The following is a 21,317-nucleotide window of genomic DNA, read 5'->3' on the forward strand; positions in this document are numbered from 1 at the left end:
TTACACGAAGAAGAACTGGCCGGTATCCGTGCTTCTGACGTTCTGCTTGCAAAAGATCAGGATTGCCTGAAGTGGATCGCTAAATACCGCGAGCCAGCCCCAGAAGGTCAGGTTAGTGCACGTGGAGAACGCCGCAACAGGCGCAAACGGGCCTAACGAGTTCCAGCGAACAGTTGGTATTTATTAAAAGGCTCTCTTCATTTTATTTACGAAGGGGGCCTTTTTACTTAAAAACAATTCGCTTTAGTCTCGGTTATAGTTTCCCTATTTCCAACAAAGATCCTAAAGTTAAACACAAAGCCCCACGCGTCATACGCCAACACGGATAAGAACGCTAACAAGGGGCAAAGGAACAAGGAGAGATCCGTGGCAAAGAATGTACATATCGTATTTACCCCTTCTGGTCGACGTGGTGATTTTCCGATCGGAACGCCTGTCTTAACAGCGGCGCGTAGCTTGGGTGTTGATATTGATTCTGTCTGTGGTGGTCGCGGAATTTGTGGACGCTGTCAGGTTCAAGCCGGCGAAGGGGAATTTGCAAAACACAAAATTGTAAGCTCTTGTTCCAACATGACCGGCTTTTCCAGTGTCGAAGAACGCTATGCCAGTAAAAAGGGAATGAAAGAAGGACGCCGCTTATCATGCCAAGCTATGATCGAAGGCGATCTTCTGATTGATGTTCCGGCTGAAAGCCAAGTCCATAAACAAGTCGTACGTAAACGTGCTGATGTTCGTGAAATAGAAATCGATCCCCCCATTCGCCTGCATTATGTCGAAGTTGCAGAACCAGATATGCACCATCCGTCAGGCGACTTGGAACGCTTAGAGGATGCACTTGAAGCGCAATGGGGTCTAAAGGAATTACACTGTGAGCTTCGCACACTACAAACACTACAACCTGCGTTAAGAAAAGGGAAATGGCAGGTAACTGTTGCGGTTGAGAACGAAAAAGCAATCATCGCCGTTTGGCCCGGCTATAAAGAAAATGCATTTGGCATTGCCGTTGATTTGGGGTCAACCACTATTGCGGCTCATCTGTGTGATTTACAAACAGGTAAAGTAACAGCGTCTTCCGGCATCATGAACCCTCAAATTCGTTTCGGGGAAGACCTTATGAGCCGTGTCTCATACGTCATGATGAACCCGGGCGGCGATAGGGAAATGACTGTAGCCGTTCGAGAGGCACTTGATATTATCATCGGTGTAGTTGCAGAAGAAGGTAAAATTGAACGGACCGATATTCTCAGTATGACTTTTGTGGGCAATCCCGTCATGCATCACCTTTTGCTCGGCATTGATCCAACCGAGCTTGGCGGAGCCCCCTTCGCCCTTACATTGAATTCATCCATTAATCTCTATGCCAAGGAACTTGGGTTGAACATCAGCCCGGATGGCCGTGTTTACATTCTTCCCTGTATCGCAGGCCATGTTGGTGCCGATACAGCGGGCGTTATTCTCTCCGAAGGCCCTCACCTTCAGGAAGAGGTTACATTGATCTGCGATGTCGGCACCAATGCCGAGATTGTTCTTGGTAATAAAGACAGGTTGCTTGCTTGTTCTTCACCAACAGGCCCAGCCTTCGAAGGCGCGCAAATTACAAGCGGACAACGGGCAGCTCCCGGTGCCATAGAGCGCATAAGAATTAACCCTGAAACGCTGGAGCCAAGATACAGAGTAATTGGCTGTGATCTCTGGTCGGATGAGGACGGCTTTGCCGAGCAAACAAAATCAACTGGCGTTACCGGTATCTGTGGATCAGGTATTATCGAAGCGATCGGCGAAATGTTCCTCGCAGGGATTATCCAGACGGACGGTATCATTGATGGATCACTGTCTGAAAAATCCCCACGAGTTAAGTCTAACGGCAAAACTTATGACTATGTCATCAGTAAGAACGAACCTTTGATCACAGTAACCCAGACAGATGTTAGGGCCATCCAATTAGCAAAATCAGCCCTTTATGCCGGGGTCAAATTGCTAATGGAGAAACTAGGCGTCGAAAGCATTGACCGCATTCAACTTGCCGGTGCTTTTGGTAGCCACATTGACGTTAAGTACGCCATGGTAATCGGTCTGATACCTGATTGTGATCTTGAACGGGTTAAATCAGCTGGAAATGCAGCAGGAACGGGTGCACGTATTGCCCTGCTCAATAAGGCGGCACGCAAAGAAATCGAAGATGTTGTTCGACGTGTTGAAAAAATTGAAACAGCGGTCGAGCCAAAATTCCAGGAACACTTTGTTAATGCCATGGGGCTGCCCAATACAATTGACGAATTTGTTAATCTAGCAAAAGTGGTTAACCTTCCAGAGAGAAAAGTCGGCACACCTTCGGCTGAGGGATCAGGAGAAGGTGGACGAAGAAGAAGGCGCAGACGCTAAAAGACAAGACTAATACTTCTTGCTGACAAGTAAACCAAAAGAACTGAGTACAATAAAAGGGCGAATTAAATTCGCCCTTTTTGGTATCCATAACCAGACTTTTCAAAAAATGGTAATTAAAAAGAAATATCGCTTTAAAGTTTCCGCCTAAAATGATCGCTCAAACACATTTTAGACACAAGAATTAATAAACATTAACAAATTAACTTTTCATTAACTATTAAATACTGTATACTGAACGTATGAGTTAGAGAATGTCACAGGCAAGGCATCTATGATTTTCGTCTTGAGTTATCTATATCCACGACGAAAGAAGGGAGGCAAAGATATGCCATCAACAGAACAACTTGAAAACCGTCTTGCTGAGGATAACATCACACACCAGACTTTTGGGATAAGCAAACGTGCCTATGGTGGTGTTATTGCCTATCAGCTTGAAAAGCACGGATTTAAAGGCGCTCTAAAGATAATTAAAGAGCAAGTCCAGACGCTACAAACAACACACTAAGATCTGTTCTTAATATTATATTAGCATCGCTAATATTACTGAACTAGGGAAACAAGTTTTTACGCTTTACCGTGTCACGCGTAAAAACAAACTCTGATGTACTCGAAAGATCAGACCGATAAGAATACCCGCCAGCCGTAAAATCTTTCAACCCTTCCACTTTGTCTATTCGCTCCTGAATCATGTATCGGGCCATCATTCCACGCGCACGTTTAGCAGAAAAACTAATTATTTTGGCCACACCATCCTTAATTTCTTTAAAGACAGGGGTAATGACGGTTCCCTCTAAGTTTTTGACCCGAACAGCTTTAAAATATTCATTGGAAGCAACATTAACCAAGACTTTATCATCTTGTTCAGCAAGCTGTTTACTCAGTTCTTTGGTAATTTTATCACCCCAAAAATCATACAGGTCTTCACCATGGGGATTACGAAGTTTTGTTCCCATTTCCAAACGATAGGGCTGCATAAGATCCAAAGGACGAAGTAGTCCGTAAAGCCCCGAAAGAATACGCAGGTGGTTCTGAGCATACTTTAATTCATCATTACTAAGGCTTGCCGCGTCCAGGCCAACATAGGTATCTCCCTTAAAGGTATCTACCGCTACTTTTGCGTTATCCAAGCTAAAAGGAAAAGAAAACTGACGGTAGCGCTGATAATTTAGATCTGCCAGATTTTCACTAATACCCATCAGATTTCTAAGGTCTGCACGGGTTAAATCTTTCGTCACAGAAAGAAGATCTTGTATCTGGTCCTCAAAGACAGGCTGAGAAGTCAAAAAATCTGTCTTAGCTGCACTCTCGTCTAGTTTTTTGGCAGGAGAAACAACAGCTAACATGAGAACCTCGGCATTCAAATAAAAAAGTTGATTTGGTTTTATAACGTAAGAACTAAAGCATCAACAAACAAGAACCATATCCCCCTTTTAGCTATTTTTTTCGGCCTTATTCTGATCACAATTACTCACCAAAAGCTTACAATCAAAAATGCTCATCGCATGATACTCTGCTGGATATGATAGTATACTGGGTATGATAGTATACTGGGCTTGGCAAATACTGGGCTTGGCTTGTTTAATTAATCTACAAACGTTCGACGGATGACCTCATGCAGCGGCTTAAGCTTACATTTGAAAACTCTCAAGGTAATGCTCTTTCAGGAGCTCTTGAATTGCCAGATCAGAAACCACTGGGTTATGCTCTCTTTGCACATTGCTTTTCTTGTGGGAAAGACATTCCTGCAGCCACAAGAATTAGCCGTAGTCTTGTCGAAAAAGGATTTGCCGTGTTCCGGTTTGACTTCACCGGTCTAGGCGGTAGCAACGGTGACTTTGGCAACACTAACTTTTCATCCAACGTTTCAGATTTAATTTCGGCATCTGAATTACTCAAAGAACAATACCAGACCCCAAGCCTTTTAATAGGTCATAGTCTGGGTGGTGCTGCTGTTCTTGCTGCTGCGGGCCATATACCCGAAGCCCAAGCCGTAATCACGATCGGCGCACCAAGTGATCCTGAACATGTAAGTCATCTTTTCTCAGATCAGGTAGAAACGATTGAAAAGAAAGGCGTAGCCCCCGTTAAGCTCGGGGCCAGAACATTTAACATAACCAAGCAGTTCCTGACCGATATCTCTAACCACAATATGAAAGAGCACATCAGTAACCTGGGTAAAGCCCTGTTGGTTTTTCATTCACCCCGCGATACGACTGTCAGCATTGATGAAGCGAGTAAGATTTTTACGGCAGCCAAACATCCCAGAAGCTTTATTTCGCTTGATCAGGCCGATCATCTACTAACCAATGCTGCCGATGCGACCTATGTTGGTCATACAATCGCCGCTTGGGTAGAACGTTATGTATCACCCCCCCCTTCCCATAAAGAAAGCCTGCCGTCACCAGAAAAAGGACACGTCATTATTAAAGAAGAAAACAAAAATTTTTTAAGACACATAAAAACAGACCATCACAACTGGCTCGCAGATGAGCCCCTGGCAATGGGCGGTGGCAATCTGGGACCAGATCCATATGAAATGTTATTGGCAGCACTGGGCACCTGTACTTCTATGACAATTAGAATGTACGCCAACCATAAAAAATGGCCTCTGGAAGATCTCGACGTAGAGCTTTCTCACTCTCGGGAACATTGCCAAGACAGCGCTGAGTGCGAACAATCAGGACAGCAAATAGATCTCATTACCCGTAACATAACGTTAATAGGTGAAGAACTTACAGACGAGCAACGTCAGCGTTTGTTACAAATAGCCGGAAAATGTCCCGTTCATAAGACACTTGAGAATAAGATTGTTGTACAGGATAACCTTACGCACAAAGAGTGAGTTGACTGATTAAACAACGATGTCGCTTGAAAGCTTTCACCCCACATTGTATGCATTTCATATATAAAACATATATGGATTCGTTAAATGGGAATTGTGAAGGTATCCAGCGAAATACACGAAAACATTCGTGTCGCGAGCAAAGCTATGACCAGATCAATCAATGCTCAGGCAGAACATTGGATGAAAGTTGGTATGCTTGCGGAAAGAAACCCGGGGCTTAATTACGGTGAAATTCTGTCACTGCTCCTCAAAGAAGCGGAACAATCCACTCAACCGGAAAATCAGAACACACCTACGCGAAAAGCCCCGAATAGCCGGGTAACGGGAACTGACAAATAATGCAACAACCCGTCATTAAAACCGCAACTGAGATTAATAAAATGCGTGTTTCTGGCGCACTTACGGCCAAAGTCCTAGAAGAAGTCGAAAGCATCATCACACCAGGGATCTCAACGATGGAGATCAATGATTTTTGTGACGATTTCATCCAAAATCAAATCAATGCTACTCTGGGAAGCAAAGGGCAATACGACTATCCTTTTGCCGTTAATACATCCGTTAATCATGTTATATGCCACGGCATACCATCAAAAACTGCAAAGCTGAAAAAAGGCGATATCATCAACGTCGATTTAACCGTTCTTAAAAATGGTTACTACGGTGATAGCAGTAAGATGTTTGCTGTTGGTAAAATCCAGCCTCATGCACAAAAGCTAATTGATATCACGCGAGAATGCTTATATCAGGCGATACGCATTGTTAAACCCGGAAAAACTTTTGGCGATATAGGATTTACAATCCAAACCCTAGCTGAAAAGAACGGTTACTCGGTTGTACAAGAATTTTGTGGCCACGGTATCGGCGCAGAGATGCATGAACCGCCAGAAGTCAGACATTACGGGAATGCAGGTGAAGGTATTGTTCTCAAAGAAGGTATGACCTTTACGATTGAGCCCATGATCAATCAGGGTAAGGCGGCCATACGGCAGCACCCTGATGGTTGGACAGTGTCAACAAAAGATCGACGCTTATCAGCCCAATGCGAACACACAGTACTGGTCACATCAACCGGATGTGAGATCTTGACCTATCGCGATGAAGAGAAAGAGTTTATCCCAAAGACAACGTCATAAATAATGTTGATGGCGATGCCATAAATAACAACTTAATCACCTAACCTCTTCCCCATACTAACGCGAGGTTCAATGCTGTAGCCAAGGCTTTGATATAGCTTAACAGCCCCTTTATTGCCATCGCGTACTTGTAAATTCAATTTCGTACACCCGAGAGAAGCAAGTGCTTTTTCGGCAAGAGCAAGTAACTTACTGGCAATACCTTTTCGTCGATGGCTCGGCGTGACAACAACACTATATATCCAGCCTCGACGGCCGTCATACCCGGCCATAGTCGTACCGACAATCGTATCGCCGTCTGCTGCAACAAAGAGTAAGCCGGGTTGATAGCTTTCTTTACTATCCAAAATATCCGTCGCTTTATTCCAAAGCGACGGATTGGGATCATCTTCTTCCCATAAACGGATTACCCCTGCCCTGTCTTCTGGGCGATAAGACCTGATATCCATAATTTCCTCTTTATTGGACAGCTCAAGCGAATGCTTGCTTTCACAAGTCGCATATTTTGTCAAAGTTGGCGGTTTCCGACTTGCCTAGATCAAAGATATTGGTCTAGGGTTACCATACTTGAAAGAAGATTCTTTTAAGTATGTGCAATTAGGCGCTTGTTCTCAGGGCAGGGTGAAATTCCCGACCGGCGGTAACTTTTGAACGCAATACGCAGAAGAAAGAAGCCCGCGAGCGCCCTTGGCTTTAAGATCTTTCGGGATCGAAAACCAAGGGGTCAGCAGATCTGGTGAAACTCCAGAGCCGACGGTAACAGTCCGGATGGGAGAGGATAGGCAGGAATAAACATGGTGGTAAGCCTGTTTGTTCTGCGTGTGCGGATGAGTTGTGTCGAGCTGTGTATCTCGCAGATATTAATCATTCGCCCTTTCTGAACACGCCCTGATTCTGGTTACGCCGCTTATTAGGAGTGACAACCATGAATCAGATCGCAAATGATCATAATAATAGCCACCAGTCTCTGCTGGCGCAGTTCGGTACGCCGTATGAAAGAGTTGAAAAAGCTCTTACTTTCATGCGTGCTGGTAAAGGTGTCCTTGTCGTTGATGACGAAGATAGAGAAAATGAAGGCGATCTCATTTTCGCTGCTGAGACACTGACGAATGAACAGATGGCAATGCTTATTCGCGAATGTAGCGGTATCGTATGCCTTTGTATGACGGACGAAAAACTTCGTAGTCTTGATTTGCCGCAAATGGTACAGGACAACAACTCGTCAATGGGAACTGGCTTTACGGTTACCATCGAAGCAAAGGTTGGGGTTACCACCGGTGTATCCGCAGCCGACCGTGTTACAACAGTCAAAACCGCAATTGCTGACGACTGTAAACCTGACGATTTGGCCCGTCCTGGTCATGTCTTCCCGTTGCGCGCCATGGCTGGCGGGGTTCTCACACGTCAAGGACATACAGAAGCTACCTGTGACCTATCAGCTATGGCGGGGTGGAAGCCAGCCGGGGTTCTATGTGAAGTGACCAACCCCGATGGCACAATGGCCCGCCTACCTGAAATTATTGAGTTCGGGCAAAAACACAATCTACCTGTTGTCTCTATTGACGATATTATCTTGTATCGCAAGAAAACAGAAACAGCTGCAATGGCTGTGTAAATAACAGTAATTCATGCTTATCACGACAAGGAGGTCTCTTATTTTTAAGGGGCCTCTTTCTTTTCTGGGTTATCTTTATTGAATTACCCCTCTATTGAATTACCCCTTTATTGAATTACAGGGCAAGAATCAGATATTCTGAACGAGCCTTTATCCGTTACCCCATCCCTGTATCAATTTATGGAGGTAACAATGTCAGAGAAACCAACAAACATTCAGTTTATTGCAATACCAACAGAACATGCACGACATCTTCAATCCGGTGGCAAGGATGAAAATGGACACGTGCCAGAGACAATGGTTTCAGATGGCAACGGGTTTCCTTGTCGCCATTGCTTGAAAGGCATAGATAAGAATGAAGAAGTTCTGGTGGTTGCCTATCGTCCCTTTCCTGACAAACAACCTTATGCAGAATCCGGCCCTATTTTCCTACACAAGAAAGCTTGTGCCTCTCAACAGAGCAACGGGAAAATACCAGATAATATAAAATCGCAGGGAATCACTCTTATTCGGGGATACAACAGCGAAAACAGGATTGTTTATGGCACAGGAAAAACCATCAAATCATTAGATATTGAAGAAGAAGCATTGAGGATGTTCGAAGCAGATAATGTTGCCTACATACATGCACGATCAGCGACAAACAATTGTTTTACATGTCGCATTGAACGTGCCTAATTTTCATGTCGATCTGATCATCCTGAAATATTAAAAGCCCTGTGTTAACACAGGGCTTTAGTTTTTGAGCGAACAGACCTTGCTATTGAACGAGCACCCATCCGCCATTGGTTTTCTTAGGTAGCATAGATGCTATATCAGCATCTTTTTCAATTCGGAAATCGGTTGCAGATAGGACGCGGCCATCCCCGGCGCGAAGTAAGCGCAGATTAACAAAAACACTATGTTCGCTGATAGAGTAAGTTCCGGTTAAAACAGCCTGAGCATTTTGACGACCAGCCAAAAATGCAAGATCCCGGGAAAGCATCAACTCACCTTGTCTTGGACGAACGGCCAGCGAGTCCCGCATTTTAACCTCTGAAACACTATAGCCTAATTGTGCAATACGTCCGGAAAGCTGCTCACCAACTGTACGTCCAAATGTTGAACTGGTCTCCAGCGCATCAATATCAACAATCGACGAGACAAGAACAGACGCATTCTGATCCAACACTTGGTTAGATGTCATTACCAAGGTATCAGCAGCCCTATAAACCTCTGGCAACAATTCAACAGTTGTCTTCGGTTTTTCAACGGGTTCGCTATACACATTAAGAGATTGCGGTGAACAACCAGCTAATCCAATTATCAGCGCAGTCGACAGAAAAAAATGTTTCATAATCATAACTCCCTACTGCGTCACAATGGCGATGGTTTGCACAGGTAATTTTTCTTCCGGCCCTGTGAGCGTAGCTCGTGTTGGGCGATCTGCTGGTAAACTTGTCATATACAAAGAAAGCTCTTCCGGACGAATATAAAGGACTTCTGATTTCTGGTGAACCAATTCTGCGCCATGAGAAACTGATGTCGTCAACACCAATTCAGCATCTGTAACGGCGCCATAATCAATTAATCCACGAACGAGTTCCGTTGCAACCAATCCAGCACCAATTGTACTCAAAGATCCCCAAGTCCCGTACTCTCGAATACCAATAGCAGTGGCCAGACCAAAAACAGATTCAGGCGATGCAGGCAAACGATACCCCTTATCATCATAGAAAAAGCTTTGTACTTGATAATTTACGATGATCGCATCTTTGGGAGAGGAAACAACAGGAACGCCTTTTGCCAGAAGTTCATTTTCAAGAATGCGTTTAAATGCGCGACTAAAGGGCATATCAAACGGGCCAGGTTGAACATAGAAAGGTTTAGGCGATGAATAGCTTGACGACGTCTTCTCTTTCCCACCAGACGACGCGGCCTCTATAACAGGCGAAACCCCAAAGTCAGGCATTGCAGATAAATCGGACACAATGCGTGTTGAAGATCTCTGTCCCAGAAGATTCCAGTCATTCCAGGTAAGAACTTTGTATTGGCTGTGGGTCGTTTGAGGCTCTTGATCACGCTTCACCCAAGGCTTTCCACAAGCAGACAAAGTAAAGCTGGCAATAACCAAAAGTATCACGGCTGGCTTCAACATGAAGCATCTCCAATACAGATTCAACACACGGCAATGTTAGACATTCATACTTATGCCTAACACCTGTTTACCGATAAACTCTTTCTGTACCGTTAATTTTCAGATGAAACTTAATTCAATTATGCATCAAATTGAAAGTTCAACGAAAATCAGTTCACGCCGCCCTCTGGCACCCAGCCAGTTTGCCACTGTTCTAGTGGGGATACAGTTGCTTTTTCACCGTTCTTAAAAAAGGAACTATCGACAGACCACATATTGGATACAGCATTATTATTCCCTGCGACTTGTTCTAGCACTGCCGTCGCATGAAGTATATTACCGTTAACCCAGCTTCGTAACATCGGCTCTCTCAATGCATGATATTTCAATAGGCCATCTCTCTCTATCAGAGAGATAAAATTAGAGGCATTCACGGCTTCATCAATGCAATCCAGTTGCTGATCACCAACGTCCCCCATAAAGGTGCCAGCTTTATCTTTATCAGTACCGTTTTGCTGACCTGCAATTGCTTCTATACGTCCGATGGCAACTGTTATCGCCTGCCGTTCTTCGGCAGGTGAAAGTTCTTTCGCTTTAAATAATTTCTGTATCTCAAGCCACTGACCTTCATTCAATGAAACCAGGCCCTTGTGCTGACACCCATGACCGTAACAGTAACCGACTTCATCAACATCATAAGAGGTCGACAGGTGAGACAAAGCTTTCTCTGATGGTTTTGTAACATTGCAACCCGTGATTGCTAGCAACAAGAACATTCCAGAAATCAATAAGCTTTTGGACACAGAAAACTCCATCAAGGTAAAAATATCAGCCGCAGAAATGCCACTAGGCACCATCGATTGCAACAAGATATCGACACAGAAAGGTTGAACGAGATAATTTTATGACGATATTTCCTAAGAGATCCGCAGTTATCCATGTAAAATTCTAGACAGTGCAAGACAGATAAGCTACCAGCTTCATCTTGTAGAGACTGATAACGATATATCAGAGCTATAATTGACAGCTCACCCAAGGAGAAACCAATGAGCCAGCTGCAAATTCCAACAGAAATTCCTGTTCACGACGACAATCGTGATTTGATGAATGCGCTGCTCATGATTGCTCAACGGGCGGGTGAGATCATTATGGAAATTTACAACAGGCCTTCCGGAATTGAGGTAGAGGAAAAGGATGACTCCTCCCCCGTCACCGAAGCCGATAAAGCTGCGGAAGCATTTATTCTCGGTGCATTGAATACTGTAACACCAGATATTCCCGTCGTTTCAGAAGAAGCTGCCTCCGCAGGCGAAACGCCTGAAATTGACAATGGGTTATTTTGGCTGGTTGATCCTGTTGATGGCACAAAAGAATTTATCAACAAAAACGGTGAATTCACCGTTAACATCGGCCTGATCGAAAACGGCATCCCCGTTGCAGGCGTTGTCCATGCTCCTGCAAAAGGATTAACCTGGGTATCTGCGGATATCTGTGTTTTCTTTGAAGAAGGATACGAGCCAGTTGTCGCTCAGGTACGTTCAATTCCTGCCGAAGGAGCCACCGTTGTCGCTAGCCGACGCCATGGTGATAACGACGACTTAAATGCCTTCTTAAAAACCCGTAAAATCCACGAACAAATTAGTGCTGGTTCTTCCCTTAAAATTTGTTTAATCGCAGCTGGCAGAGCAGATCTTTATCCACGTTTTGGTCCCACAATGGAATGGGATACGGCCGCAGCGCATGCTGTTCTTCTTGCTGCCGGAGGACATCTGAGTGATGCAGATGGAGATCCTTTGACCTATGGAAAATTCAATTTCCGAAATCCGTATTTTGTTGCCGAAGGCGAACATCTGGATGCCGGTTTTGATTTATCTGACGAAGACCTTTCCACAGAAGAAACGTAAACAGATTTAATCCGATGGAATCAGTTTCCGAAAACAGATATCCAAATATCTTTAATGCAGACCAAGCAGGGTTAGTGAATGCTTGCAACTTGCTGCGTTCGGGTGAACTGGTCGCATTCCCAACAGAGACTGTTTATGGGCTTGGGGCTGATGCAACAAACCCAAAAGCCTGTGCATCTATATATGAAGCAAAGGGCAGACCAAGCTTCAATCCTTTGATCGTTCATTTCCATGATTTATCAGAGGCCCAAAAACGGGTCGTCTTTAATACAAAGGCGGAAAAGCTTGCCCAAGTCTTCTGGCCGGGTCCTTTAACGCTGGTTTTACCCAGAACAGAAAACTGCGATATTGCTGAACTTTGTTCTGCTGGTTTACCCAGCCTTGCTGTGCGTGTACCAGGCCACTCAATCGCCCATGCTTTACTCAAGCAATCAGGCCTTCCGCTGGCAGCCCCCAGCGCTAATGCATCCGGCAAGATAAGTCCGACAAAATCGGAACATGTCGCCTATTCATTAGGAAACAAAGTATCCTGTATCCTAGATGGCAAAGACACAGCTTGCGCAGTTGGACTTGAATCAACAGTCATTGATTTAACAGGAGACATTCCCGTGCTTCTTCGCCCGGGGAATATTACCAAGGAAGAGATAGAAACTGTTATAGGCTCCATCCAACTTGGCAAATCCTTAATGGAAAGCAAAGCAGAGCAACAAGTTTCATCTGAGACACCAACAACAGAAGATACATGCCAAACACAGAATCCGCTTAAATCCCCCGGCCTTTTGAAAAGCCATTACGCCCCCACACTCCCGTTACGGTTAAACGCTACAGAAGTAGCAGGAGATGAAGCCCTACTCGCCTTTGGCAACAAACCATTGTTAGGTTCATCATGTTGCCTAAACCTAAGTGAAGAAGGCGATTTGTTAGAGGCAGCAGCCAATCTTTTTGCAGCCCTTCATGAACTAGATCAAAATCAAGGAATAAGTGGTATTGCCGTCATGCCAATCCCCGATACGGGTTTGGGCCTTGCAATTAATGATCGACTAAAACGCGCGGCTGCCCCCAAGTAGATACACCCTTTAAATCTATCTAGCCTTTTAAAACCCCGAACTCTTGCAACGCTTTATTCATGAGTGCTGGTTCTGTGAAATGGATAGCTTTGAACCCCAAATCCTTGGCAACCATAATATTATCTTCACGGTCATCAATAAAAACGCACTCTTCCGCTTTTAAAGAAAAATCAGATAACAAACGGTGATAAATCCTTGGGTCCGGTTTTGCCAGTTTAACAGTGCCAGAGACCGTTATGCCTTTGAAATACTGTAAAAAGGGAAAGCGTTTTTGAGCGTAAGGAAATGTCTCTTCCGACCAGTTTGTTAAACCATAAAGCGGCGTCTGTTGGACATGAAGTTTTTCAAGTGTTTCAACCGTTCCTGTGATTTCATCCCCAAGTGTATCGGGCCATCTTGTCAATAACAGGGCGAGCGCATCTTTATATTCCGGAAATTTCCCCTGCAACTCACCAATGACACTGGAAAAGCGTTCCCCGGCATCCAACCTGTGATTTGCCTCAAATGTAAAGACGTTGCGTAAGAAACGCTCCATTTCTTCTATGCTGGAAAATTCTGACTGGTAAAGATAACGCAAATTCCAATCAATAAGCACACCACCAAAATCGAAAACGACATTTTTCATCATGAATCTCTCGAAAAAAATATGTTAGAACAAACGGGTAAAAGAATATTTCTGGCCCCCCAGAGAAAAGAGATTTAGGCTTAAGCAATCCCTTATCAATCAACCTTGCAAGAAATCCTGTCAAAATAATGACCGACAAAAATATTTCTCCGAAGCTTCCAAAAAAATTCCTGTCTGATCTGGAAACAGCTATCGGCGCCAAGGCGATGATTAGCAACCTTGATGACATTGCCCCGTATATGGTTGAACAACGGGGGCGTTTTGTCGGGGAAACATCTTTGGTTGTAACCCCCAAAACAGCAGGGGAAGTATCAGACATAGTCAAACTATGTGCAGAACATAATATCGGAATAGTTCCTCAAGGCGGCCATACCGGGCTTGTAAGTGGCGGCATACCCTTTGTTGGTGATAATGCCATTGTACTTAACACCACCCGCCTGAATAAAATACGGGCTATTGATCCGGTAAATAACACCATGATTGTCGAAGCCGGCTGTATTTTACAGACAATACAAGAATATGCAGCAAAACATGATCGCCTGTTTCCTTTATCCCTAGGTGCAGAAGGCAGCTGTCAGATTGGCGGGAATATTGCGACGAATGCCGGCGGCATTAATGTCATCCGCTACGGGAATACACGACAACTTGTACTGGGCCTAGAAGTCGTTACACCGACAGGTGAAATATGGAATGGCCTTAGGGCCTTGCAAAAGGATAATACAGGCTATGACCTGAAACAGCTCTACATTGGATCAGAAGGCACACTCGGGATTATCACAGCAGCCGTTCTTCAACTGTTTCCAAAACCAAAAGAGCAACAAACTGCTGTTTTAGCTCTTAAAGAACTAGAAGACGCCCTGCGCTTACTTAATCTGGCTCAATCAATGCTCGGTGATGCGTTGACCTCTTTCGAGCTATTGCCACGGATTGGTATAGATTTCTCTCTTAAACATGGTCAAGGTGTTGTTGATCCTATTGCGGGGCGATATGATTGGTACATTCTGATGGAAGCTTCTGTTGCGATCACCCATTCCAACCTACAAGAGCTTTTCGAAAGTTATCTGGAAACAGCCTTTGAAAGAAATTGGGTACAGGATGGTGTCTTGGCACAAAACAAAGCACAGTCCGATAGCTTTTGGTTACTTCGGGAAAACATCACACTCTGCCAAAGACCAGAAGGTGGTTCCATAAAACACGATATTTCCGTACCTGTTTCATCCGTACCAGCCTTTATCAAGACTGCCAATGAAACCGTTCAGAAAATGATCCCCGGCATCAGACCTCACCCCTTTGGACATTTAGGTGACGGCAACATTCACTACAATCTGTCCCAACCTTTGGAAATGGATAAACAGGATTATTTGAATCGCTGGGAAGAAGTAAACAGGGTTGTTCACGACATCGTACATAGCTTTAACGGATCAATTTCAGCTGAACATGGCATAGGTCGCGTTAAACGTGATGAAAACCAGCATTACAAATCACCTGTGGAAATCCAGTTAATGAAAAACATAAAAACAACGTTAGATCCCAAGGGCATTATGAATCCGGGAAAGTTAATATCAGAAAATTAGTACCCAAAAATCAAGTCCGTAGACAAATACCCATAAGTAAAATTTACTCAAAAAAGTGTACTCAGTTATGATTATTAGATCCCATAAAGAGGAAGATGCAGCCGTGATGTTGCAACTGTTCCACGATACAGTCCACAACGTAAATATTCAGGACTATAGTCAAGAACAAATAAATGCGTGGGCACCGGAAAATTTTGACTTCAATCGTTGGCAGGAAAGAACAAAAGGTTATTTTATTTTCGTTGCAGAGGACGATAGCGGCATCGTTGGTTTTGCAGAACTTGAAACCACAGGACACATCGATTGCTTTTATGTCCACTATCAAAAACAGGGTCTTGGTATCGGACACAAACTACTTGAAGAAATAGAGCGCAAAGCCAAAGCTCTCAACCTGAATGAAATCTTCGCCGAAGTCAGCATTACAGCACGACCATTTTTTGAGAGAAAAGGTTTCAGAGTTCTAGAGGAACAAGAAGTTTCTATCAGGGGACAAACCCTTAAAAACTATAAAATGAATAGACTTCTTGTATAACCAATAGCGGGCATCACTCTGCCTAATCATACCTGATTCAACAGATAAAAAAAGCCCCGGACGATTGAGCGTTCCGGGGCTTCTATATAATACGAATGAAACTTATTTCATTGTTGGCATCATAAATTCGGCACCACTACGAATGCCCGTTGGCCAACGAGTTGTGACCGTCTTCAAACGTGTATAGAAACGAATACCTTCGGGGCCGTGCATGGAATGATCACCAAACAGAGATCTTTTCCAGCCGCCAAATGAATGAAATGCCATTGGTACCGGAATTGGCACATTTACACCAACCATACCGATTTGGATTTTGTGCGAAAATTCGCGCGCGGAATCTCCGTCACGGGTAAAGATAGCGGTACCATTTCCGTATTCATGATCGTTGACCAACTTAACAGCTTCATCAAAGGTATCGACACGAACAACGGCCAACACTGGACCAAAGATCTCTTCTTTGTAGATGGTCATATCCGATGTGACGTTATCGAACAAACATCCTCCGATGAAATAACCGTTTTCAAGGCCTTCCGGTTTTTTACCACGACCATCAACAACCAGTTTCGCACCTTCATTCACGCCAGCATCAACAAAGCCAGTGACCTTTGCCAGATGCTCCGCAGAGATCAATGCCCCCATTTCGGCGTCAGCAACCTCGTAATGTGCAATTTTAAGAGCTTCAACTTTAGGTGCCAGCTTCTCAATAAGAGTGTCTGCAGCATCATCACCAACAGCAACAGCAACTGAAATCGCCATACAACGTTCGCCCGCGGAACCGTAAGCAGCCCCCATGAGCGCATCAACAGCTTGATCCATGTCGGCATCCGGCATCACAACCATATGGTTCTTTGCACCACCAAGAGCCTGAACCCGTTTACCATTCGCTGTACCTGTCTTATATACATATTCAGCAATCGGAGTTGATCCAACAAAGCTAATCGCTTTAACACGCTCGTCTTCCAACAGAGTATCAACAGCTTCCTTGTCACCGTTAACAACATTGAGAACACCATCAGGCAAACCAGCCTCTTTCAGAAGCTCTGCAAGTCGCAAGGGGCAAGATGGATCTTTCTCAGAAGGCTTAAGAATAAAGGTGTTACCGCAAGCGATTGCGATAGGGAACATCCACATGGGTACCATTGCCGGAAAGTTGAACGGCGTAATACCCGCACAAACACCAACGGGTTGACGCGCAGAGTGACTATCGACACCAGTGCCAACATTTTCGCTGTGCTCGCCTTTCAGAAGATGTGGAATACCACAGGCAAATTCGACAACCTCGAGACCACGAGTGATTGACCCCACAGCATCGCTAATCACTTTACCATGCTCAGCGCTAACCATGGCCGCTAACTCATCCATGTTCTGTTCAATAAGTTCTTTGAACTTGAACATGACCCGCGCGCGGCGCAAAGGTGGTGTTGCCGCCCACCCCGGCAACGCGGCTTCAGCTACAGCAATCGCGTCCCGAACTTCTTCAGCAGACGCCAGTGCCACTTCACCAGTAACCTGCCCCAAAGCAGGATTATGAATCTTGGCTGATCGACCGCCTTTTCCAGCGATCTTTTGCCCATTAATAAAGTGTCCAATTTTTTGGCTCATTGACCTGCTCCCACATTACTAGTTGCAGCGATTTACACGCTGTAACAAGGTTTTCAATTTCATATTCATCATTTTGAGTTTTAGTATTTTCGCTTGATGACATTCGCAAAAATGACTTCTTTTCTAGGCTAATACTTAAGAGTTAGAGCACTCTTGCTCATATATCCAGTTTCTCTTATTCTCTATATCCAGATAAAAATTCACGCCTTCTTCGTCTATATTTTCTGCGGATAGGTTCCATACCAAATATACTAAGGAAATTTTCAATTTAACAGCCAACACAAAAAATAGAACATATAACTCAAGACCATACATATATGGAATATATATTCCATATCGAGTAATTATCAGGCGCGCTCCCTGAATTCAAGAGAAAGACAAAGGACTCCACATAATGTCAGAAAGCCTTTTCATTCTGGACAAGGAAAGCGATGAATCTCTCCAATTACAGATCAGAAAAAAGTTTGTTTCTGCGATTTTAGGAGGAAGCTTACCAGCTGGAGAACCTGTCCCCTCAAGTCGAAAACTAGCAGGACAACTAGATGTGTCTCGTATCACGGTCACACAGGCTTATAATTCTCTGATCGATGACGGATATCTGACATCCAGAGAACGCAGTGGTATCTATGTCAGCGATCGTCTAACCCTTCCGTTAACCCGAGACCAGCGTCAACAGACAAAGAAATCCCCTTTACCTAGCCCTGTTTTTCAGCAAATGAAACATCGGCCTAGTCACCAACAAAACATTGAAAAACCAGCAAACTGGCGGGATTACCCTTATCCTTTTGTGACAGCTCAGGTTGATAAGTCACTCTTCCCTATTGCCGCGTGGAGAGAGTGCTCTAGACAGGCTTTAAGCCTAAATGCGATGGCCGATTGGACTGAAGACCGCCTAGGAACTGACGATCCCTTTCTCGTTGAACAGATCAGAACGCGGCTACTTCCCACACGTGGCATTCATGCAGGTGAAGAAGAAATCTTGGTAACAGCTGGTGCTCAAAACAGCCTTTATATACTTTGCCGCCTTTTCCTTAACAACAATACCTTGTTTGGTATGGAAAACCCGGGTTATCCGGACCTACGGAACATTATTCAGTGTATCGGTTCACGTATACGGTACCTAAAACTGGACAACCATGGACTAATCCCAGATCAACAAATAGACTCCTGCAATGTCCTCGCCGTCACGCCAAGCCACCAATTTCCAACAACCGTCACCATGCCCCTACAAAGAAGAAAGGAATTGCTTGAACGTGCTGAAACCAACAACACATTAATCATTGAAGATGATTATGAGCCTGAACTGAATTTTGAAAACTCTCCAACCCCTGCCCTAAAATCCCTCGATAATAACGGACGTGTCGTTTATGTGGGCAGTCTTTCCAAATCTTTCTTTCCCGGATTACGACTTGGGTACCTCGTTGCTTCAAAAGAAATTATCCAAGAGGCACGAGCACTTGGCAGGCTTATGCATCGACATACCCCAACCAACAATCAACGGACGATGGCACTGTTCCTTGCTCTTGGGCATCACGATGCTTTGCGCAAAAAGCTAAGAAAAATTTATAAGAACAGATGGCTCGAGATGAGAAAAGGATTGGAAATAATCGGTCTTAATTTTCAAAAATCTTCTGGAGGATCAAGCTTTTGGGTCAACGGTTCCAAAGACCTGGACAGCAAAGAGTTATTGCAAGAAGTTCTAAAGAAAGGTGTTGTTCTGGAACCCGGTGCAATTTACTACTTTGACGCAATTCCACCAAAAAATAATTTCCGTCTTGGATACACAGCAATCGAACATCCATCAATCAAGAACGGCTTAGGGCAGCTTCGTCTTGCATTGAACGGGATAAATAAAACTTAATGAAGTGTCAGCCCAACAGTTGGAACCAAATCAAACTCTTCATCATCAATTAATTCCGGCATAGCCACCATTACATCCTCTTGTTGCGAATCATCAGAATGCATATAAAAAGAAAGCATTCCCTGATCGAGGAAGGGTGTAGGACGATAACAGTGGTCAGTATCTGTTGCTACAATATCAATCTCAGTAAGGGCCTCACCAACATCGTCCAAAAATAAATCCGACATTTTGGACGAAATCGTTTCAATAGATCGAAGAGATTGATTTAAATCACCAGAATCGGGCTGTGCATGGTTTTCAAAGGCAATTGAATTCGCCAACATATCCTGCAAAGCATGTACTCCTTGCTCTGAACCAGCTGGAATACTCAAAAGGCCTCTCTCTGCCTTTACCAGATGTTCTTCCCTGAATGTGTCAGCATAACTTTCGCTCAATTGTGCAACAGCAACCATAATACCCTCCTACAAGCAGGACTATTTTAGAAAATTAAATCTAAAATTTGCGTTAAATATTCATTGACAGAAATTAACCATAAATTGTGATTTGCATTCTTTTGCCCCGTAGCTACAAACTGCTTAAAGTTTTTTTAATCACAATCAGTTATCGATAATTTCAAATCAAATGCTGTAAGGGAGATCTAGACGGTGAATAAATCAGTTGAAGACCGCAGGGTATTTCCAAGGGCAGAAGTGATTTTGGCAGGGCGCGTTGATGGTAACCTGCGGAAAAAAGACTGCGCTGTCATGGATATCTCTTTAACCGGGGCAAAGCTCGAGTTTGATCAGCCTTTAACAGGCGAAACGATCGAAACTCTTCGCTTTTCAAAATCGGCAGCTCTCAATGTTTCTGTTGCTTGGGATCATGGCACAAATGTCGGCGTTAACTTCACCGATGCGCCCCATGACATCGCCAACGTTCTTGAGCCTCTTTTACCCAAAAGCTGCTTTGAGCCTTTTGATAACAAAAAATAAAGCCCTGCTATTTATAAAAACTATAAAAACAAAAAAATCCTGCGAAACGATTTCGCAGGATTTTTTTTAATACATAAATTGTTTCATCAGAAGACTAAACGTCTTCTTCTTCCCCTGGAAGCCCCGGAAGGCCCCGCTCTTTTCTTGGTGTTCTGCCAAAGAAATCGCGATAACATTTAGAAAAGTGGGACGCCGATACAAAACCACACGCCAAAGCCACATCAATAACAGACATATTTGTTTGCAGTAGGAGAAGGCGAGCTTTGTTTAATCTCAGTTCCAAATAATATCGCGCAGGAGAACGCCCAAGATATTTACGGAAGAGCCGCTCTAACTGCCGGGTAGAGAGCCCCGCATCTTTGGCCAACTGAATCCGGGTCAGAGGTTCTTCTAAGTTGTCTTCCATCAGTTTGATAACTGCCAACAGTTTTGGATGCCGCACACCCAATCGAACTGGCATCGACATGCGCTGTTGATCATGTTCATCACGAATACGATCATGCATAAACTGGTTTGCGACTTCCCCTGCCAGCTCATGTCCATATTGGGACGAAATAATATTGAGCATCATATCAAGCGAGGCAGTACCACCAGCACAGGTAAAGCGGTTTCGATCGATTTCGAACAGTTCTGGGGTAACTTCGATTTCGGGAAAATCTTCTAAAAATCCAGCTAAATTTTCCCAATGAATTGTACAGCTGTAATCATCAAGTAACCCAGCTTTTGCCAAAATATGGGCTCCGGTACAAAGAGCTCCAATATCAACGCCTTTTCTCTCAATACGGCGTAACCAGGAATGAATACGCCTATCTTCTATCTTATGCGCATCTTCCCCGCTGCAAATAATTGCCGCATGAAAATTATCCAGCTCATCAAGATTAATATCCGGAGCAATAGGAATACCACAAGAAGACAATACAGGCTGATCATCTACGCTGACCAAATTCCAGCTATAGAGTTTTTTTCCTGCCTCTCTGTTCGCAAGCCTTAACGGCTCTACAGCAGATGTAAAAGCGATAAGAGAGAACTTTGGGACAAGGAAAAAAACGATGCGCTGTGGCAATTCTTGCGGGGCTTTTCTAATCAT

Annotated in this window: 22 protein-coding genes and 1 riboswitch; of the genes, 13 read left to right on the forward strand and 9 right to left on the reverse strand. The window is 44.2% G+C overall.

The genetic code is table 11. The features are described from left to right. Nucleotides 1–366: 366 nt before the first annotated feature. Both ACN0QW_RS06015 and ACN0QW_RS06020 read left to right on the forward strand, forming a co-directional pair. Nucleotides 367–2,382, forward strand: a complete 2,016-nt coding sequence (locus ACN0QW_RS06015) for an ASKHA domain-containing protein (RefSeq protein WP_417429667.1) — start codon at nucleotides 367–369, stop codon at nucleotides 2,380–2,382. 328 nt (nucleotides 2,383–2,710) lie between these two features. Continuing rightward, nucleotides 2,711–2,890, forward strand: coding sequence for a hypothetical protein (locus ACN0QW_RS06020; protein WP_417429669.1), 180 nt, complete (start codon nucleotides 2,711–2,713; stop codon nucleotides 2,888–2,890). Between the two features lie 43 nt (nucleotides 2,891–2,933). Here ACN0QW_RS06020 and yaaA read toward each other — a convergent pair whose 3' ends face one another. Beyond that, complete coding sequence (yaaA, locus tag ACN0QW_RS06025; RefSeq protein WP_417429671.1) at nucleotides 2,934–3,728, reverse strand: peroxide stress protein YaaA; 795 nt, start codon at nucleotides 3,726–3,728, stop codon at nucleotides 2,934–2,936. 269 nt (nucleotides 3,729–3,997) lie between these two features. Here yaaA and ACN0QW_RS06030 point away from each other — a divergent pair, with 269 nt between their 5' ends. The 3 genes from ACN0QW_RS06030 to map all read left to right on the forward strand — a co-directional run bounded on the left by ACN0QW_RS06030 (nucleotide 3,998) and on the right by map (nucleotide 6,363). Continuing rightward, complete coding sequence (locus ACN0QW_RS06030) at nucleotides 3,998–5,227, forward strand: alpha/beta fold hydrolase (RefSeq protein WP_417429673.1); 1,230 nt, start codon at nucleotides 3,998–4,000, stop codon at nucleotides 5,225–5,227. Between the two features lie 87 nt (nucleotides 5,228–5,314). Next, nucleotides 5,315–5,569 carry a ParD-like family protein gene (locus ACN0QW_RS06035; protein ID WP_417429675.1) on the forward strand — a complete coding sequence of 85 codons (255 nt, stop codon included), beginning with the start codon at nucleotides 5,315–5,317 and terminating at the stop codon, nucleotides 5,567–5,569. Further along, on the forward strand, nucleotides 5,569–6,363 hold the full coding sequence (gene map, locus ACN0QW_RS06040; protein WP_417429677.1) for a type I methionyl aminopeptidase: 795 nt from the start codon (nucleotides 5,569–5,571) through the stop codon (nucleotides 6,361–6,363). The genes ACN0QW_RS06035 and map overlap by 1 nt, the downstream gene beginning before the upstream one ends. Nucleotides 6,364–6,395: 32 nt before the next feature. Here map and ACN0QW_RS06045 read toward each other — a convergent pair whose 3' ends face one another. Further along, nucleotides 6,396–6,812, reverse strand: coding sequence for a GNAT family acetyltransferase (locus tag ACN0QW_RS06045; RefSeq protein WP_417429679.1), 417 nt, complete (start codon nucleotides 6,810–6,812; stop codon nucleotides 6,396–6,398). 154 nt (nucleotides 6,813–6,966) lie between these two features. Then, a riboswitch (FMN riboswitch) is annotated at nucleotides 6,967–7,147 on the forward strand. A 141-nt stretch (nucleotides 7,148–7,288) separates the two neighbouring features. Here ACN0QW_RS06045 and ribB point away from each other — a divergent pair. Together ribB and ACN0QW_RS06055 are read left to right on the forward strand one after the other, a co-directional pair. After that, complete coding sequence (gene ribB, locus ACN0QW_RS06050; RefSeq protein WP_417429681.1) at nucleotides 7,289–7,978, forward strand: 3,4-dihydroxy-2-butanone-4-phosphate synthase; 690 nt, start codon at nucleotides 7,289–7,291, stop codon at nucleotides 7,976–7,978. A 192-nt stretch (nucleotides 7,979–8,170) separates the two neighbouring features. After that, nucleotides 8,171–8,656: a DUF1203 domain-containing protein gene (locus ACN0QW_RS06055; RefSeq protein ID WP_417429683.1), complete on the forward strand. Its 486-nt coding sequence runs from the start codon at nucleotides 8,171–8,173 to the stop codon at nucleotides 8,654–8,656. An 82-nt stretch (nucleotides 8,657–8,738) separates the two neighbouring features. Here the strand turns inward: ACN0QW_RS06055 and ACN0QW_RS06060 are convergent, their stop codons facing one another. The 3 genes from ACN0QW_RS06060 to ACN0QW_RS06070 all read right to left on the reverse strand — a co-directional run bounded on the left by ACN0QW_RS06060 (nucleotide 8,739) and on the right by ACN0QW_RS06070 (nucleotide 10,897). Further along, entirely contained in the window at nucleotides 8,739–9,314 is a 576-nt protein-coding gene (locus ACN0QW_RS06060; RefSeq protein ID WP_417429685.1) for a FlgO family outer membrane protein, read from the reverse strand. Nucleotides 9,315–9,326: 12 nt separating this feature from the next. Beyond that, nucleotides 9,327–10,115 carry a hypothetical protein gene (locus ACN0QW_RS06065; protein ID WP_417429687.1) on the reverse strand — a complete coding sequence of 263 codons (789 nt, stop codon included), beginning with the start codon at nucleotides 10,113–10,115 and terminating at the stop codon, nucleotides 9,327–9,329. A gap of 149 nt (nucleotides 10,116–10,264) precedes the next feature. Next, a complete protein-coding gene (locus ACN0QW_RS06070) occupies nucleotides 10,265–10,897 on the reverse strand; it encodes a hypothetical protein (RefSeq protein ID WP_417429689.1) in 633 nt (210 codons plus the stop codon). Between the two features lie 243 nt (nucleotides 10,898–11,140). On the opposite strand from ACN0QW_RS06070, the gene cysQ reads away from it, so the two are divergent. Further along, nucleotides 11,141–11,998 carry a 3'(2'),5'-bisphosphate nucleotidase CysQ gene (cysQ, locus tag ACN0QW_RS06075; RefSeq protein ID WP_417429691.1) on the forward strand — a complete coding sequence of 286 codons (858 nt, stop codon included), beginning with the start codon at nucleotides 11,141–11,143 and terminating at the stop codon, nucleotides 11,996–11,998. A 14-nt stretch (nucleotides 11,999–12,012) separates the two neighbouring features. Further along, nucleotides 12,013–13,065 carry an L-threonylcarbamoyladenylate synthase gene (locus ACN0QW_RS06080; protein WP_417429693.1) on the forward strand — a complete coding sequence of 351 codons (1,053 nt, stop codon included), beginning with the start codon at nucleotides 12,013–12,015 and terminating at the stop codon, nucleotides 13,063–13,065. Between the two features lie 19 nt (nucleotides 13,066–13,084). On the opposite strand, the gene ACN0QW_RS06085 is transcribed toward ACN0QW_RS06080, so the two are convergent. Next, nucleotides 13,085–13,693 (reverse strand): HAD family hydrolase, encoded by a 609-nt coding sequence (locus ACN0QW_RS06085; RefSeq protein WP_417429695.1) that lies wholly within the window; start codon nucleotides 13,691–13,693, stop codon nucleotides 13,085–13,087. 125 nt (nucleotides 13,694–13,818) lie between these two features. Between ACN0QW_RS06085 and ACN0QW_RS06090 the strand changes: the two genes are divergently transcribed. Both ACN0QW_RS06090 and ACN0QW_RS06095 read left to right on the forward strand, forming a co-directional pair. Further along, nucleotides 13,819–15,264, forward strand: coding sequence for an FAD-binding oxidoreductase (locus tag ACN0QW_RS06090; protein ID WP_417429697.1), 1,446 nt, complete (start codon nucleotides 13,819–13,821; stop codon nucleotides 15,262–15,264). 67 nt (nucleotides 15,265–15,331) lie between these two features. Continuing rightward, entirely contained in the window at nucleotides 15,332–15,796 is a 465-nt protein-coding gene (locus tag ACN0QW_RS06095; RefSeq protein WP_417429699.1) for a GNAT family N-acetyltransferase, read from the forward strand. Between the two features lie 102 nt (nucleotides 15,797–15,898). Here the strand turns inward: ACN0QW_RS06095 and ACN0QW_RS06100 are convergent, their stop codons facing one another. After that, a complete protein-coding gene (locus ACN0QW_RS06100) occupies nucleotides 15,899–17,398 on the reverse strand; it encodes a CoA-acylating methylmalonate-semialdehyde dehydrogenase (protein ID WP_417429701.1) in 1,500 nt (499 codons plus the stop codon). A gap of 394 nt (nucleotides 17,399–17,792) precedes the next feature. On the opposite strand from ACN0QW_RS06100, the gene ACN0QW_RS06105 reads away from it, so the two are divergent. After that, nucleotides 17,793–19,259, forward strand: a complete 1,467-nt coding sequence (locus tag ACN0QW_RS06105) for a PLP-dependent aminotransferase family protein (RefSeq protein WP_417429703.1) — start codon at nucleotides 17,793–17,795, stop codon at nucleotides 19,257–19,259. On the opposite strand, the gene ACN0QW_RS06110 is transcribed toward ACN0QW_RS06105, so the two are convergent. Next, a complete protein-coding gene (locus ACN0QW_RS06110) occupies nucleotides 19,256–19,711 on the reverse strand; it encodes a hypothetical protein (RefSeq protein WP_417429705.1) in 456 nt (151 codons plus the stop codon). The two genes, ACN0QW_RS06105 and ACN0QW_RS06110, sit on opposite strands and share 4 nt — an antisense overlap. A 192-nt stretch (nucleotides 19,712–19,903) precedes the next feature. On the opposite strand from ACN0QW_RS06110, the gene ACN0QW_RS06115 reads away from it, so the two are divergent. After that, nucleotides 19,904–20,230 carry a PilZ domain-containing protein gene (locus ACN0QW_RS06115; RefSeq protein ID WP_417429707.1) on the forward strand — a complete coding sequence of 109 codons (327 nt, stop codon included), beginning with the start codon at nucleotides 19,904–19,906 and terminating at the stop codon, nucleotides 20,228–20,230. 94 nt (nucleotides 20,231–20,324) lie between these two features. Here the strand turns inward: ACN0QW_RS06115 and ACN0QW_RS06120 are convergent, their stop codons facing one another. After that, a complete protein-coding gene (locus ACN0QW_RS06120; protein ID WP_417429709.1) occupies nucleotides 20,325–21,317 on the reverse strand; it encodes a GlxA family transcriptional regulator in 993 nt (330 codons plus the stop codon).

Origin of the sequence: Kiloniella sp., assembly GCF_048259265.1 — a bacterium.
Taxonomy (GTDB): Bacteria; Pseudomonadota; Alphaproteobacteria; order Kiloniellales; family Kiloniellaceae; genus Kiloniella.

What these genes read in the sequence shown, in the direction of transcription:
- ACN0QW_RS06080 (WP_417429693.1), top strand. Translation starts at nt 12,013, where the DNA reads ATGGAATCAGTTTCCGAAAACAGATATCCAAATATCTTTAATGCAGAC.
- ACN0QW_RS06100 (WP_417429701.1), bottom strand. Translation starts at nt 17,398, where the DNA reads ATGAGCCAAAAAATTGGACACTTTATTAATGGGCAAAAGATCGCTGGA.
- ACN0QW_RS06095 (WP_417429699.1), top strand. Translation starts at nt 15,332, where the DNA reads ATGATTATTAGATCCCATAAAGAGGAAGATGCAGCCGTGATGTTGCAA.
- ACN0QW_RS06105 (WP_417429703.1), top strand. Translation starts at nt 17,793, where the DNA reads ATGTCAGAAAGCCTTTTCATTCTGGACAAGGAAAGCGATGAATCTCTC.
- ACN0QW_RS06120 (WP_417429709.1), bottom strand. Translation starts at nt 21,317, where the DNA reads ATGATTAGAAAAGCCCCGCAAGAATTGCCACAGCGCATCGTTTTTTTC.
- ACN0QW_RS06085 (WP_417429695.1), bottom strand. Translation starts at nt 13,693, where the DNA reads ATGATGAAAAATGTCGTTTTCGATTTTGGTGGTGTGCTTATTGATTGG.
- ACN0QW_RS06045 (WP_417429679.1), bottom strand. Translation starts at nt 6,812, where the DNA reads ATGGATATCAGGTCTTATCGCCCAGAAGACAGGGCAGGGGTAATCCGT.
- ACN0QW_RS06020 (WP_417429669.1), top strand. Translation starts at nt 2,711, where the DNA reads ATGCCATCAACAGAACAACTTGAAAACCGTCTTGCTGAGGATAACATC.
- ACN0QW_RS06065 (WP_417429687.1), bottom strand. Translation starts at nt 10,115, where the DNA reads ATGTTGAAGCCAGCCGTGATACTTTTGGTTATTGCCAGCTTTACTTTG.
- ACN0QW_RS06030 (WP_417429673.1), top strand. Translation starts at nt 3,998, where the DNA reads ATGCAGCGGCTTAAGCTTACATTTGAAAACTCTCAAGGTAATGCTCTT.
- cysQ (WP_417429691.1), top strand. Translation starts at nt 11,141, where the DNA reads ATGAGCCAGCTGCAAATTCCAACAGAAATTCCTGTTCACGACGACAAT.
- yaaA (WP_417429671.1), bottom strand. Translation starts at nt 3,728, where the DNA reads ATGTTAGCTGTTGTTTCTCCTGCCAAAAAACTAGACGAGAGTGCAGCT.
- map (WP_417429677.1), top strand. Translation starts at nt 5,569, where the DNA reads ATGCAACAACCCGTCATTAAAACCGCAACTGAGATTAATAAAATGCGT.
- ACN0QW_RS06110 (WP_417429705.1), bottom strand. Translation starts at nt 19,711, where the DNA reads ATGGTTGCTGTTGCACAATTGAGCGAAAGTTATGCTGACACATTCAGG.
- ACN0QW_RS06035 (WP_417429675.1), top strand. Translation starts at nt 5,315, where the DNA reads ATGGGAATTGTGAAGGTATCCAGCGAAATACACGAAAACATTCGTGTC.
- ACN0QW_RS06090 (WP_417429697.1), top strand. Translation starts at nt 13,819, where the DNA reads ATGACCGACAAAAATATTTCTCCGAAGCTTCCAAAAAAATTCCTGTCT.
- ACN0QW_RS06055 (WP_417429683.1), top strand. Translation starts at nt 8,171, where the DNA reads ATGTCAGAGAAACCAACAAACATTCAGTTTATTGCAATACCAACAGAA.
- ribB (WP_417429681.1), top strand. Translation starts at nt 7,289, where the DNA reads ATGAATCAGATCGCAAATGATCATAATAATAGCCACCAGTCTCTGCTG.
- ACN0QW_RS06060 (WP_417429685.1), bottom strand. Translation starts at nt 9,314, where the DNA reads ATGAAACATTTTTTTCTGTCGACTGCGCTGATAATTGGATTAGCTGGT.